Below are 13,800 nucleotides of genomic sequence, written 5' to 3'. Positions count from 1 at the left end.
GAGCAGATGGCTGTTAACCATCGTGTCGGCGGTTCGAGTCCGTCTGGGGGAGTTTCCAATTTTGCTGACGGGCTTTGGGGTCAAGGTTCGTCAGCAAAAATTTTTAACCTGTCTCTGTTCAAATCCGTTCTCTGTCTCCAATGGAGGTAACCATGCCTAAAAAATTTACCGATGCGCAGCTGGATGAACTCTTAGCGAAAGGCTACTTAATTGTCCCAGATTACTATTCAGGTGAGCAGCTGGCGGAGATGCAAGCCGCACAACGCCGCGTGTTACCGTCGTGGGAAGAAGTTAAGGACGACCCACCGCCGGGCAGAGCGATTTTAACGGAATTTCCACCCCCTGAAATGGCACTGTTGCGCGGGATCGTGGACCACCATGCGTGGGAATTCGCACGTAAATTTCTGAAAACCGAGCAGATTCACTTCCGCGCCGGGTGTATGATTGCACGCTACCCCGGATTTAAAGGTCCGGGGGTTGATAGCGATCCAAGCAATTTACATATTGACAATGGGAACAACTCACTGCTACCACAGTCCGAAAGCGCGCCTGAATTCGGGCAAATCGGCTTCTGGGTACACCTTGAGGATGTTGACGAAGACCAAGCACCTCTCAGACTACTTGCGAAGGCGCATGGACGCGATACCTCTAAATACGAGCCGCTTGTTTGCAAAGCTGGAACCGTTTGTATCTTCAACAACTACACGTTGCACTCGGCAAGCGACTATCTGCGAGAAGATGGACAACGCTTCACGTGGGGATTCGGTTTGGGACGGGCAGACCATTATTGGGAAGGTTTTCGACACTATACAGACAAAGGTCGGAACCCGACATTCTCGAAATTCATCGGCACCTTAACAGCAGCAGAACGCGAAGTTTTTCGGTTCCCACCTGCTGGACATCCCTACTACACGCCGCAGACGCTTGCAGCATTAGAAGAACAATATCCGGGTTGGAACGCACGGGGTGAGTACTAAATTATTGCTGAACCGTGCGTTAAAAACCAGTTTTTCGGAGCGGTTCGGACATCAACCACCCGATTACATTGATAATGTCGTCCTGCTGTTCCTGCAGCATCACTTCAATGAGTGCTGGTTTCTCAGCAGCGAGCGCATCTCGTAGGGCATCCTTAAAGCCGCCCAAATCCTCAACCCGTCTGGCATACGCACCGAAAGACTCCGCGAACTCGACAAAATCCGGATTTAACAAGTCCGTATCAATCGTGCGTCCCTCACACCCTTTCAACTGCGACCCCTTAATCGCCGACAACGCCCCGTCGTTGACAACAATCGCCACGACGTTTATACCGTATTTCATGGCGGTTGCCATCTCTACGGCTCCCATCAAGAATCCACCATCGCCACTAAAACAGATAACAGGACGGTCAGGATAGGCGACCTTAGCACCGATAGCGGCAGGATAGGCATGTCCTAACGCAACACCGATATTCGGGTAGAGGAACGTCCTCGGATCGTAGATAGGAAATTCCGCGAAGGAAGCGTAGCCGAGGGCATGGACATCAATCGCATAGATGGTATCGCGCGGAAGCACATCTTGCAATTCGTGGATGATAGGGAGCGGCGGCTGTGCGTCAAATGTGGCTCGGAGTTCCGTCAGGACTGCGTCCCATCCGTTTTCACCGGGCACAACATCTTCAATGAGTGCCTGCAGCGTCAGTTTCAGATCGCCGACAACTCCCACATCACATGGATACTCAAGCCCAATCTCGTTTGGATCTTCGTCAATTTGGACGAAAGGTTGCGGGAGTTCCAGACTCCAATTGCGACTATCAATAGAGGTGAAACGGGGTCCGATACCGATCAAACAGTCCGCTCGTTCGAGCGCCTCGCGTCCGAGGTAGCCGTAGCAAATTTGCAGTGCCAATGGATGGTCTTCTGATAAAACACCCTTTGCATTTCGGGTAACGATGACAGGGGCGTTCAATTTCTCGGCGAGGAGACGCAATTCGTTCCGGGCATTCGAGTGGAAGACAGCAGAACCAGCGAAGATTAAGGGCATCTTGGCGTTACGGATTGTTTCAACAGCAGTGCTGAGATCCGCATCGTCAGGTGGCGATAATTCGGAACGTTCGACCCGCGGTGGAATTCGGACATCTCCCTCCCCAGTGACAACATCCATCGGAAACTCCAACATCGTGGGGCCCGGTCTCCCGTTCCGCATTGCTTTAAAGGCGTTTTCAACAACGACAGGAATCTCGGCGACAGTGTGGGCGATGGCGCAGTATTTGGTGATCGACTCAAAAAAGTGCATCTGATCTAAGCCGTGGAACATCTTACTCGGATGTTTACTATAGAGACTGGAATCGCTCTGTCCCGTAATCAACAAGACAGGTGCGCAGTCAGTGAACGCCTCTAAAATTCCGGTCGATGCGTTGCTGGCACCCGGTCCCGGCACTGTGATAGCGACACCGGGTTCCCCTGTTGCGCGAGCAAAACCGTCCGCCATTTGTGTCGCAGCGTACTCATGCCGGACGAGATAGTGGTCAATCACACCGTTCCCGCGTCGCAGCAAGGCATCGTAGATTTGGATGTTCTGCGTGCCGGGCATTCCGAAAACTGCTGAGACCCCTTGCGCTTTCAAACATTCAATGAGAATATCTCCGCCTTTCACGTATTAATCTCCTTTGTGTTCTCTGAGAAAATTTTCCAGCCATGCATCGGGGTCATATCCGAAGCGACGTAGCATTTGACATCCGATACGTTTCAGAAAATTCGGGATGAGGGTAAAGAGTTTGAGTCGCCAGTTCATAATCGTTAAGGAGTTAGGATTACAAATAATCAACGGTATCAAGTGCTTATGCACTTGCCCGTCCTACAAGAAAGCTTTACCTGTGGCTTTATCGAAAAAATGCATCCGATCCGCGACGAATGTGACGTACAGATGTTGTCCGATTTCGGCTTCAAAGTTGGGGGTTGTGCATGCCTTAAGAATCGTATGCGAACCCGTTGCATCCGCGCCGAGCGTCACTTCAACGATTGTTTCCGCGCCAAGCGGTTCAACACTATAGACTTCAGCCTGAAATGCGTTCGAGACGGATTGATGGCTCACAATAACATCTTCAGGATGCACGCCGAAGACAACATCTCGGTCTGGATTGGTATTGTTCAGGGCTTTTGTAATCTTTTCATCCTGAATTGTTATCGAATTGCCACCTACGTTGCTTACCAAAGTCAAGCGAAGTTCGCCGCTATCAGTGGAGATGTCAGACGGGATGCAGTTCATGCTTGGGTTGCCGACGAAGCCAGCGACAAAGAGATTCGCGGGATGATTGTAGATGTCAGCGGGTGTTCCGAGCTGCTGAATTTTGCCTGCCTCAAGGATCGCAATCCGATCCGCCATTGACATGGCTTCAACTTGATCGTGCGTCACATAGAAGGTGGTCGTGCCGAGGTCGCGTTGCCGCCAACGGATTTCAGCGCGCATTTCCGTCCGAAGTTTCGCATCGAGGTTGGAGATAGGCTCGTCCATGAGGAACACTTGCGGACGACGGACCATCGCCCTCCCAAGTCCGACCCGTTGTGTTTCGCCACCGCTTAACTGATTCGGTGTACGCATGAGCAGATGCTCAATATGAAGCATCTGTGCGATGTCTCTGACGCGTCGATCAATCTCCTCACTGGAAAGCTTTCTCGGATGTAGTGGGAATGCCATGTTCTCGTAAACACTCAGGTGTGGATAGAGAATATGCGATTGGAAAACGAAAGCGACATCGCGCGCTGCGGGGGTTTTATCGTTGACGCTGACCCCGTCCAAGTAGATTGTACCCTCTTCGGGTTTGTCCAAGCCTGCGATACACCGAAGCGTCGTTGTTTTTCCAGCACCCGTCTGTCCGAGAAGCACAAAGAATTCTTCATCTCGGATATCAAGGGTAATGTCGTCAAGAGCGGTGAGGTCGCCGAACCTTTTTGTAATGTTTTCGAGTTTTACTGTTGCCATAAAGAATTCTACGATTCCGTATTGTAGATATTGCTAAAGTAACGTGAACTTGAAAATAGGTATGTAGGTCGGGTTGAGCGGTGAATATACCCTAAAAATCGTATACTTTACACAAATATGCTGGTTTTCAAGGCATTTTCTGCCGCAATAGCGATAGCGAAACCCGACACCCATTTTTATCAAACTCACGTTAAAGTATAGCATGAATTGCGTTTAGAGGTCAAAAGGAATTGATTTCCAATTGTCGGTTATAGAGAACCGGTGCGGTTAGAAATCCCACTACCAATTAAGGATCGAGGTTGTTTGAGAAAAAATGTATACAATTCAGCGGTGTATAGGGTATAATTAAACGTGAGTTGGATTTAAAGGTTGAAGTCGCTTATAGGTTATACCCGAATGCCACAAACTAACACTTTATGGTACAAAGGTTGGAGAAAAAGATGCTGAATCGCCAAGAGGCAGAACAGAACCCGCAAAACAAGCTGTCTTTCATCGACAGGCTCAGACGACAATACGACTTAACACCCTCAATTACACTCGCCTTGGGATTAACAACGCTGTTTTTTGTCGTCTTCCTCATATACCCCCTCCTCTATGTTTTTAAAGAAGCGTTCTGGATTGAAAACAAATTCAACCTCACATACTTCAAATTGATGGTAACCGATCCGAATATTCGAGAATTGGTTATCAATAGTTTCAAAATCGGTGTAATGGTTACACTGATAACAAGTGTTGTGAGTCTGCCACTGGCGTATTTTTTGACGCGGTTTCGATACCCTGGGCGTGATACCTTACGTGCCGTCATCCTGATTCCAATGATTATGCCGCCTTTCGTGGGTGCGATCGGAATGCAACAGTTCTTCGGCTTATACGGGAGCGTCAATATGCTCCTCGTGAAACTGAACCTGATTGATATAACCCAAACTATCGACTGGTTCAGGGGCGGCTTCTGGGGTGTGGTAATGTTGTCAACACTACACCTCTATCCGATCATGTATCTTAACATCGTCGCAGCACTCGCAAACGTGGATCCAAGCCTGGAGGAAGCCGCGGAAAATATGGGGGCATCGCGCTTCCAAGTCTTCCGTCAGATAACACTCCCCCTAATGATGCCCGGCTACTTCGCAGGTGCGATTCTCGTCTTCATCTGGGCATTCACGGATCTCGGCACCCCCTTAATCTTTGACTATAATGAAGTCGTTGCTGTCAGAATTTTCCGGCAAGTGACTGAAGCGAATGCTAACCCGATGGGGTACGCCCTTGTGGTTTTAATTATCGTCCTAACGGCACTCGCCTTTTATGTTTCCAAGCGGTGGACAGGAAGCAAACATTATGAAATGCTGGGGAGGGGACACGTGACTTCTCGTGAAACCGATGCGAACTGGATCGTGCGTACGGTCATCTATCTCTTTATCGGTGGATTGACACTCATGGCGTTGTTACCCCATATCAGTGTTATCCTTGTCTCCCTAACACCCGATGTGAGCCAATGGCGGTTGAGCGTGCTACCCAAATCGTGGACGTTGGCACACTATGTAGAGACCTTCACACACTCAGACACATTACCAAGTATTCTTAACAGCCTGAAATACAGCATTTTTAGTACGCTGTTGGCACTTCTCGTAGGGATTGTGGTGTCGTATCTGTTGACCCGCAAACGTCTCCCGTTCCAAAATTTGTTGGATGCTGTTGCGATGCTACCATTGGCACTACCGGGCGTTGCAATTGCGTTTGGCTACCTTGGCAGTTTCTCAGACACAACCCTTCTCCTCCGACATTTACCAGACGGACTCATCTCTGTGATTGATCCGAGACAGAACCCGACCTTCCTTTTAATCATCAGTTATGCGGTGCGGAGATTGCCGTATATGCTGCGCTCCATCTACGCTGGACTCCAACAGACGAGTGTGACGTACGAAGAAGCGTCACAAAACATGGGAGCGACCCCGATCCGGACGTTGTATAAAATTACCTTACCCCTTGTTATCGCGAACATCCTCGCGGGCGCGATTCTTGTGTTCTCGTTCTCCATGCTCGAAGTGAGTGATAGCTTAATCTTGGCGATGAAAGATCAACACTATCCGATTACAAAAGCGATTTGGGCACTCTCTCAACGTCCCGATCACGGACCCTATACAGCAAGCGCGCTTGGCGTAGTAGGTATGTTAATTTTAATCGCCTGTCTGTTGGGTGCCGGACGCGTCCTTGGCGGGAAATTAGGCGAAATTTTCCGAATTTAGCAGGGCATTTACAATCTCCATAAATAGCCGCCAGGTTCTTCCAAGCGGCTTGAATTGTTACCCCGTGAATGCCATAAGGCATCCATATTGTTGATTAACCCTCTTAACTAACAACCAATAACTATTAACCAACAACCTATTAGTCTGTCCAGTCTAAACTGATAGGTCGTTCGTAGTAGGGCAATTCATTGCCCGTTTCTGACGTGCGATAAATCGCACTACTACGAACTGGGGTTTCCCATCATTTGAAAGTTGACAGAACACTATAATACAATGGACATTTTGGATACCATCCGCGATGCGTTGTTGGAAGCACAGGAAGTGCTGAATCGGTTTATACAAAACCCTGAAAATATTGCAACCATCGCGAAGACAGCAGAAATGATGCAAGACGTATTTGAACGGCAAGGTAAAATCTTCACGTGCGGAAATGGCGGAAGCCTGTGTGACGCGATGCACTTCGCTGAAGAATGCACTGGGAAATTTCGAGACAATCGGAGACCGCTGCCAGCAATTGCCCTCAGTGATGCCGGACATATCACCTGTACAGCGAACGACTTTGGGTTCACAGAGGTCTTCGCACGTCCACTATCGGCACTCGGACACCCCGGTGATTTACTGATAGTCCTCTCAACAAGCGGAAATTCCGCGAATGTTATTCGGGCAGCCGAGACAGCAAAGCAGCGCGGAATACAAGTGTTTGGATTACTCGGTAGAGATGGCGGCGAACTCAAACACCACTGCGATATTTACCTCATTGCCCCCGGCAATACTGCAGACCGCATCCAAGAAATCCACATTAAGGTATTGCACATCCTGATAGAGCATGTCGAGCGATTGATGTTTCCTGAGAACTATTGACAGAGACGGAAATTCCTGATACTATGTAATATCATGACGCACCAACCATTGGAGGACAATTTATGGATACATCAGCGAAAAATAAGGCATATTGGCGGAAAAACCTGCAATATCTTGCGATTCTATTGAGTATCTGGTTTATCACCTCGTACCTATGCTCAATCGTATTCGTAGAGCAACTCGATAAGATTCGGTTCGGTGGGTATCGACTCGGCTTCTATTTCGCCCAACAGGCATCTATCTGGATTTTTGTTGAACTCATCTTCGTCTACGCCTGGTTGATGAACCGCTTAGAGAAAAAATACCGGACAGAAACAGAGGAGACCGAGCAATCATGAACGTACAAACATGGACATTTGTGATGGTCGGCCTCTCCTTCGCACTCTATATCGGCGTGGCACTCTGGTCAAAGGCGCGTTCGACGGGTGATTTTTACGTCGCTGGCAGCAATGTGCATCCCGTCGTCAACGGCATGGCAACGGCAGCGGATTGGATGAGTGCCGCGTCTTTCATCTCCATGGCGGGTCTTATCTCGTTTATGGGGCGCGACGGTTCCGTCTATCTACTCGGATGGACAGGCGGCTATGTCCTGCTGGCGTTGCTCTTGGCACCCTACCTCCGTAAATTCGGTAAATATACGGTTCCCGATTTCGTCGGTGACCGGTACTATTCGCAAGTCGCACGGATTGTCGCTGTTGTGTGTGCGGTTTTTGTCTCGTTCACGTACGTTGCAGGACAGATGCGCGGTGTCGGTATTGTCTTTTCGCGATTCCTGAACGTCAACATCGAAATCGGGGTCTTCATCGGCATGGGAATTGTGTTCTTTTACGCTGTACTCGGTGGGATGAAAGGCATTACGTATACACAAGTTGCGCAGTACTGTGTCCTAATTTTTGCGTTTCTCGTGCCTGCGATTTTCATTTCTATCTTGATTACAGGCAATGTCATCCCACAGTTAGGATTGATGGGAAAAGTGGCGGATGGCTCAGGACTCTATCTCCTCGACCGACTCAACGGCTTGAACGAAGAGCTGGGATTTAATCTCTATACAGATGGCAGTAAAAGCACGATTGATGTCTTCTTTATCACGGCAGCATTGATGTTGGGAACAGCCGGACTCCCTCACGTAATTATCCGATTCTATACCGTCCGAAAAGCCTCTGAAGCGCGGATCTCCGCGGGCTGGGCATTACTGTTCATCGCAATCCTTTACACGACAGCACCCGCTGTCGCAGCATTTGCCCGAACGAACCTTCTCAAAACCGTTAGATTTGAGCAGAACGGCGAGCGCACAGATATTAGGTACGAGGATGTTCCGTCGTGGTTTAAAAATTGGGAAGAGACAGGTCTGATTAAGTTTGAGGACAAAAACGAGGATGGTGCAATACAATATCGAGGTCCAAAATCAGATACACCCAACGAATTAACGATCGATCGAGACATTATGGTACTGGCGAACCCTGAAATCGCAAAACTTCCGAACTGGATTGTGGGGTTGGTCGCCGCCGGGGGTTTAGCCGCTGCCCTCTCAACCGCAGCCGGTTTACTCTTGGTTATCTCAACGGCAATTGCACACGATCTCCTCAAGGGCGCGATTATGCCGACCCTACAAGAAAAACAGGAACTGAAGGCCGCACGTATTGCAGCGGGGGTCGCCGTCTGCATCGCCGGGTATTTCGGGATAAATCCGCCCGGATTTGTCGGGCAAGTCGTCGCTTTCGCTTTCGGGCTCGCAGCGAGTTCCTTTTTCCCGGCAATTGTCTTGGGAATCTTCTCCAAACGCATGAACAAAGAAGGCGCGATTAGCGGCATGATCGTCGGTATTACCTTCACAGCGGCGTATATCATCTTCTTCAAATTTATCAGCCCCGAACTCAATACCCCCGACCACTGGTTATGGGGCATCTCACCCGAAGGTATCGGCACCCTCGGTATGGTCTTAAACTTTATTGTTTCCCTCAGCGTGTCGGCTCTGACCGCGCCACCACCGGATGAGGTGCAAGCACTCGTTGACGATATTCGGGTGCCATAGAAATGGAGGTTTCTAATGAAGGCAAGATTTTTAACGTGCTGTCTATCTTTATTACTACTCACCGTTTCTTTTGCGAACGCAGCAAAGGTCGAAGACTTCATACCACAGGAGAGTCTCCTTTATCTAAAACTCCAAGACATAGATGAGGTCTACGGTGAGATTGAAACTTCTAAGAGTTGGGAAAAGGCATTTGCCCTATTACCGAACACACCCGACTGGCAGGAGATGCAACAAGGGATTGCGATGGTCCAGGGATTCCTCGGCACCGACCTACTCAGTGTAATTCAGACAGTTGGCTACCGGACGGCGTTCGCAGTATGGTCAAACGCAGAAAACACGCCAGAAATGGGGCTGACCGTCCACTCAGGCGGGAATCTCAGCGAACTCCAACGGTTCACTAAAATTGTAGAAGGACTCATCGGGATGTCCGATACAAATACCTTTCACGTAGACGCTGGCGAATACCAACGGGTCCCCTACAACATGATGAAGGTGAACCAGCAGTACGTGGCGAAGTATGGGTTTGTTGATGAGTTTCTCGTCCTCGGCATCGGTGAGAATGCTTTCGAGAAATTGATGGATACGTTCCGAAAGAAAGAGCCTTCCATCGCGAAAAACACGCACTATGCCAAAATATCCAAAGCGGTAGGTTCTGGACAGGTTTCCCTTTTCTGCAACGTTCAGCAGACACTCAAAAGTTTTCCGGTAGATGAAGAAAAAGAAGATCTCAATGATTTAGAGAAACTCATAACGGCATTGGACGAACTTGATGTCTTTGAGGTGCTGTTGGGAGAATTCAACGTGTTAGAAACCGGCGAGTTCTTCACCTTGTACGGACCATTTACGCAGCACGCTATTGAACGGTTCTATCAGTTAGCTCCTAATTCTGGGCATCTTTTGAAAGGCGAAAATCGTTTCAAAACGGTCAAAGCCGTGTCCACAGACGAAGACTTGTTCATCGCTATCGCACCGGTGGTTTCTGAAGTCCTTTGGCAAGGCATTAGCAAATTCATTGCTGAAGAGGCAGATGACGATGTTTATGCAGGCATATCTTTTTTGGAAGGCCTCTTGAACCTGAATCTGGAAGACGATATTTTTCCAAGTCTGACAGGCGAAATTGCCATAGCCATAAATGACTTGGCACAGTTTGACCCAAGTGCCTTGGAAAGTCTGGAAATCGAGTTTGACGGCGCGTTTTCAATGGATGCTGGCGGCGCGGAAACACAAGGTGCCCTAATTTTTAATGCAAGTAACCCACGCAAATGGAGCCAGTTGGGCAATAGCATTTCTAACTTGCAAAATCTCTCTGTTTCTCAAACAGACCACAATGGGGTAAGCGTGTCCACATTTGCGACCAACCTCCACTACGCCACGGTAGATGGACTTTTTCTTTTCGGTTCCTCGGAAGAGCAGATGTATGCCCTTATTGATGAAATCAAAAACGGTAAGAGTCCGGTTTACTTCATGCAGCTGCCGAAGCCCCCTATAGCGATTGCGCAGCTGAATGTGGCGCGGGCTTTCGAGCTTGAGAAAGGACCGCCACCTTCCGATAGGGTTTTCGTCAATTCCAGTGAAATTCCGCCAATGGTGGCGTGGGTTTCGGTTAAAGATAACGAAGCGTCGTTAGAAATGAGCCTATCACGGAAAACCACTGGTCTTGAGGCACTCGCCAGATTGATGCCATTTGTTATTTGGAATATGGAAGGGCAATAGATGATGAAAGAGGCGAAATCTACTATAACTTCAAACGATAAAGGAGTGAAATTATGCGTCAGAAACGATATGTTTGGATGATAGCAGCTATCATTGGTGTGCTGCTCGGTTTGGGAATCGGTCAGAGGGTGAAATCTCAGGAAGCAACAGCAGCACCACAAGAAGGTTTTGCGCAACTCAAGGTGGAACTCAACGCACTGAAAGCACAACAACGCGCACTGCAAGCAGAATGGCAAGCTGAGCTCCTTGCACAAGTTGTACCGACGTTGGCTGACGAATCCGAGAAAGCGAAACGTCAATTTGTGGATTTCTTAGCGGATATTGGGAGGCCAGGGACGGCTGCGCTCATCGCGATACTCCAGGATCCGTCTGAACAGATTCGACAAAAGGCTGCCGATAAGTTAGGCGCAATCGGCGAACGTGAGAGAAAGGCGAAACGGAATGTCGATGCCATCGCTATCGGATTGGCGACAGCCCTTAACGACCCGTCTGACAAAGTTTTCCGTGAGGCACTCGAAGAATTAGACGATGTACGTCCAACTTCACCGGAATCAATGGCTGTTGTCATTCCCGCACTTATTGCAGTCCGGACGAGAGGATCATCGGAAACACGCGCCGATGCGCTTGATGTATTAGGTGGCATCGGCGAAAGCCGCGCAAAAAACGGAGAACCCACAGATAGCATCCGCGATGCCTTAATCGCCAGTCTCGCAGACGAATCCTCAAGCGTGCGAACAAACGCTATAGAAGAGTTGTCTGATATACGAGCAGCCTCCTCAGAAACCTTCACCGCACTCACAAATGCTTTGGCTGACAAATCCAAGTCTGTCCGAAACCGTGCCGAAGATGAGCTGATTCAACTCGGCAAAGGTGCTGCCACAACCGCTATTCCGATATTGGCAGATGGATTGGGGAACAACACATCACCCGTGACCCGTGTACACATTATCGATGTCTTAGGGGCAATTGGTGAAAAGGGTAAAACGACTGAAGACTCCGAGAGAATGATTGTTCAAGCACTCCTCGGCGCACTGCAAGACGCTCATGAGGATGTCCGACGCAACGCTGCTGACGAACTCGGTGAAATGCGTGCGACTTCACCCGACGTGCTGCCTGCATTGACAAACGCCCTTGATGATAACTCTCAAAAGGTTCGCAACGCTGCACAAAAAGCGATTCAACGGATTGAAGGGGCGAAATAGCAATTTAGCAATTTCCAGGCATATCTCTGAAGCGGAAATAGATTTCATTAATCACTCTCAATGCGGTAAATTGGCATGCGGACGCGCGCTGCGCCTTCTTCTAATGCTAATTGCTTAGATGTTTTTAGGTATGCAATAAAACTCTCGACTTCTTGAATACCGCCAGGCGGACTTAGCGGCGTTATCAGCCTTAAGAACGCTTCTGCGTTGTTAATAGCATCGTCAAACGTCATATTACCGTTGTTGCTGCGTTTTATCGTTTCAACGACAATATCGACATCTGGAGAATTTCCAAATTGTTCGCGGAAGGCATCGTCAAGACGTTGATATGCGTAGTCTGGATCAGTTGTGAGATAGGCGTTGTAATCATCATAGCCTGCTTTTACGAGTTTTACGTCAAAGGGAAATTTTTCAGTGGAACCGGTGGAATCTGCGAATTCCGTATCCGTGAGTGAGTTGGTACCTATTTCCCCAAAGAAATCTTGGAAAAACGTATTGAGCGTGTCATTTTCCTCTTGTATAACTTCATCACCACTCACAGATTCAGCACTTTCTGGACTATCGGTTACTGTTTCTGATTCTATTTCACTCAATAGATCGGTATACGTGCGATTTACTTGGTTTTGATTGATTTGATGCTGAACCTCTTCTCGGGGCGTAAAAAAAAGTCCAGGAGTTGCTTGTGTAATGGGAGCCTTCGGCAGAGATTCGTTAAATCTCTTTAACTCCCATTGTGTGTAGAGAAAGATTCCGACACAGATGAGAATAGTCAGAATGCTGGCAACGCTTAATAAGCGATAAGGATTGATATGCATTTCCCTATTCCTCCTTTGGATTTGACGGTTTGTCAGGCAAACCGATGAATGCTCTAATGGGTCCTGCAATTTTACGATTACGATCTTTGCTGAGTTTATTAAGAGCTTCAAGCGAGCGTCCCAGTTCTTGAATCATTTTCTTTTGGGTTTCGGGTGCCGTATCCTTCAGCATCTGAATTTGTAACTCGACAAATGTAATAACATCCCCAAGTGTAGAAACGTCTGTGGTGAAAAGTTGAACACCGAGAGAAACCCATTTCTCAAGAAGGGGATGTTCAGCGTAGCCTCTTGACGTTGCTTGTTTGAGAAATTCGGTGCGAGCGGCTTCGGCATCTGTTCTGAGGTGCTCGTTTTTGTTTTGATGGTTTTTGCGCGTATCTCTAATTGTGGGATTCTCTGTTGGTTCTTCATGGGAGTACCTGTGAAATAGATTGGGATTCCTATTGAGTGTTGTAAGTATCCTCTGGTGGTTTTGTATCTGTGCTGCGTACTTTTTCGTATCAATATCAGTGAGCATCCGGATTTCCAATTCAGACAGACGCATCACATCCGACGAGTGTTCGGTTCCATTTCGGCTGAGTCGGAAGTAGAGGGGAATCCATTCATCAATGAGAAGGTGTTTGTTAAACAGATTGTTGGCGACGTTCCGAAGTTCAGTGCGTGCTGCTTCCGGTTGGGTAGTAAGACGTTCTTTGAAGGTTTCAAGATGTTTTGCCCATAGTATATCGCTGACTAAGTGAACGTGAGGCGGAGTACTTTCTTTCACGCCGTCTTGATGCCCATAAGAAAGCCAGCTAAAACTACAGCAAATGAAGTAAAGCCCACACATTATTATAAATTTCATTATTTTATCCTTAAGCTAAAGAGCAAGTCCTTCCAGTTTCAGAATAGTAACGGGAGGATTTGCTCTCGTCGGAGTTAAAAGATACGCAATAAGTAGTTTTGGACATAGGCAATTTCAGTTTTCTTAATGTTATCAC

At 48.2% G+C, this 13,800-nt stretch carries 12 protein-coding genes; 7 read left to right on the top strand and 5 right to left on the bottom strand.

All coding sequences use genetic code 11. From position 1 onward, the window contains the following. Positions 1 to 152 precede the first annotated feature (152 nt). Positions 153 to 977 (top strand): phytanoyl-CoA dioxygenase family protein, encoded by an 825-nt coding sequence (locus OXN25_16535; protein MDE0426460.1) that lies wholly within the window; start codon positions 153 to 155, stop codon positions 975 to 977. A gap of 19 nt (positions 978 to 996) precedes the next feature. On the opposite strand, the gene OXN25_16530 is transcribed toward OXN25_16535, so the two are convergent. Genes OXN25_16530 through OXN25_16520 form a run of 3 tightly spaced genes read right to left on the bottom strand, consistent with a single transcriptional unit; the run spans position 997 to position 3,957 of the window. Further along, on the bottom strand, positions 997 to 2,631 hold the full coding sequence (locus OXN25_16530) for a thiamine pyrophosphate-binding protein (GenBank protein MDE0426459.1): 1,635 nt from the start codon (positions 2,629 to 2,631) through the stop codon (positions 997 to 999). 3 nt (positions 2,632 to 2,634) lie between these two features. Further along, positions 2,635 to 2,823: a hypothetical protein gene (locus tag OXN25_16525; GenBank protein MDE0426458.1), complete on the bottom strand. Its 189-nt coding sequence runs from the start codon at positions 2,821 to 2,823 to the stop codon at positions 2,635 to 2,637. A gap of 9 nt (positions 2,824 to 2,832) precedes the next feature. Next, positions 2,833 to 3,957: an ABC transporter ATP-binding protein gene (locus OXN25_16520; GenBank protein MDE0426457.1), complete on the bottom strand. Its 1,125-nt coding sequence runs from the start codon at positions 3,955 to 3,957 to the stop codon at positions 2,833 to 2,835. Positions 3,958 to 4,397: 440 nt separating this feature from the next. Between OXN25_16520 and OXN25_16515 the strand changes: the two genes are divergently transcribed. From OXN25_16515 to OXN25_16490, 6 genes are all read left to right on the top strand, one after another. Continuing rightward, the gene (locus OXN25_16515; GenBank protein ID MDE0426456.1) at positions 4,398 to 6,197 is read left to right on the top strand and encodes an iron ABC transporter permease; all 1,800 of its coding nucleotides are present in this window, start codon (positions 4,398 to 4,400) and stop codon (positions 6,195 to 6,197) included. A gap of 273 nt (positions 6,198 to 6,470) precedes the next feature. Beyond that, the gene (locus tag OXN25_16510) at positions 6,471 to 7,058 is read left to right on the top strand and encodes an SIS domain-containing protein (GenBank protein ID MDE0426455.1); all 588 of its coding nucleotides are present in this window, start codon (positions 6,471 to 6,473) and stop codon (positions 7,056 to 7,058) included. Between the two features lie 62 nt (positions 7,059 to 7,120). After that, positions 7,121 to 7,396: a DUF4212 domain-containing protein gene (locus OXN25_16505; protein ID MDE0426454.1), complete on the top strand. Its 276-nt coding sequence runs from the start codon at positions 7,121 to 7,123 to the stop codon at positions 7,394 to 7,396. After that, a complete protein-coding gene (locus OXN25_16500; GenBank protein ID MDE0426453.1) occupies positions 7,393 to 9,090 on the top strand; it encodes a cation acetate symporter in 1,698 nt (565 codons plus the stop codon). Before OXN25_16505 ends, OXN25_16500 begins: the two co-directional genes overlap by 4 nt. Positions 9,091 to 9,105: 15 nt before the next feature. Next, positions 9,106 to 10,803: a DUF3352 domain-containing protein gene (locus OXN25_16495; GenBank protein ID MDE0426452.1), complete on the top strand. Its 1,698-nt coding sequence runs from the start codon at positions 9,106 to 9,108 to the stop codon at positions 10,801 to 10,803. A 53-nt stretch (positions 10,804 to 10,856) separates the two neighbouring features. Beyond that, positions 10,857 to 12,005 carry a HEAT repeat domain-containing protein gene (locus tag OXN25_16490; GenBank protein ID MDE0426451.1) on the top strand — a complete coding sequence of 383 codons (1,149 nt, stop codon included), beginning with the start codon at positions 10,857 to 10,859 and terminating at the stop codon, positions 12,003 to 12,005. Between the two features lie 47 nt (positions 12,006 to 12,052). Here the strand turns inward: OXN25_16490 and OXN25_16485 are convergent, their stop codons facing one another. After that, positions 12,053 to 12,820 carry a hypothetical protein gene (locus OXN25_16485; protein ID MDE0426450.1) on the bottom strand — a complete coding sequence of 256 codons (768 nt, stop codon included), beginning with the start codon at positions 12,818 to 12,820 and terminating at the stop codon, positions 12,053 to 12,055. A 4-nt stretch (positions 12,821 to 12,824) separates the two neighbouring features. Then, on the bottom strand, positions 12,825 to 13,664 hold the full coding sequence (locus OXN25_16480) for a hypothetical protein (protein MDE0426449.1): 840 nt from the start codon (positions 13,662 to 13,664) through the stop codon (positions 12,825 to 12,827). Between the last annotated feature and the right edge of the window lie 136 nt (positions 13,665 to 13,800).

This window comes from Candidatus Poribacteria bacterium, assembly GCA_028820845.1.
Taxonomy (GTDB): domain Bacteria; phylum Poribacteria; class WGA-4E; order WGA-4E; family WGA-3G; genus WGA-3G.
This window is presented reverse-complemented; position numbering and strand designations above follow the sequence as displayed.

What these genes read in the sequence shown, in the direction of transcription:
- OXN25_16535 (MDE0426460.1), top strand. Translation starts at nt 153, where the DNA reads ATGCCTAAAAAATTTACCGATGCGCAGCTGGATGAACTCTTAGCGAAA.
- OXN25_16520 (MDE0426457.1), bottom strand. Translation starts at nt 3,957, where the DNA reads ATGGCAACAGTAAAACTCGAAAACATTACAAAAAGGTTCGGCGACCTC.
- OXN25_16515 (MDE0426456.1), top strand. Translation starts at nt 4,398, where the DNA reads ATGCTGAATCGCCAAGAGGCAGAACAGAACCCGCAAAACAAGCTGTCT.
- OXN25_16510 (MDE0426455.1), top strand. Translation starts at nt 6,471, where the DNA reads ATGGACATTTTGGATACCATCCGCGATGCGTTGTTGGAAGCACAGGAA.
- OXN25_16505 (MDE0426454.1), top strand. Translation starts at nt 7,121, where the DNA reads ATGGATACATCAGCGAAAAATAAGGCATATTGGCGGAAAAACCTGCAA.
- OXN25_16500 (MDE0426453.1), top strand. Translation starts at nt 7,393, where the DNA reads ATGAACGTACAAACATGGACATTTGTGATGGTCGGCCTCTCCTTCGCA.
- OXN25_16495 (MDE0426452.1), top strand. Translation starts at nt 9,106, where the DNA reads ATGAAGGCAAGATTTTTAACGTGCTGTCTATCTTTATTACTACTCACC.
- OXN25_16490 (MDE0426451.1), top strand. Translation starts at nt 10,857, where the DNA reads ATGCGTCAGAAACGATATGTTTGGATGATAGCAGCTATCATTGGTGTG.
- OXN25_16485 (MDE0426450.1), bottom strand. Translation starts at nt 12,820, where the DNA reads ATGCATATCAATCCTTATCGCTTATTAAGCGTTGCCAGCATTCTGACT.
- OXN25_16480 (MDE0426449.1), bottom strand. Translation starts at nt 13,664, where the DNA reads ATGAAATTTATAATAATGTGTGGGCTTTACTTCATTTGCTGTAGTTTT.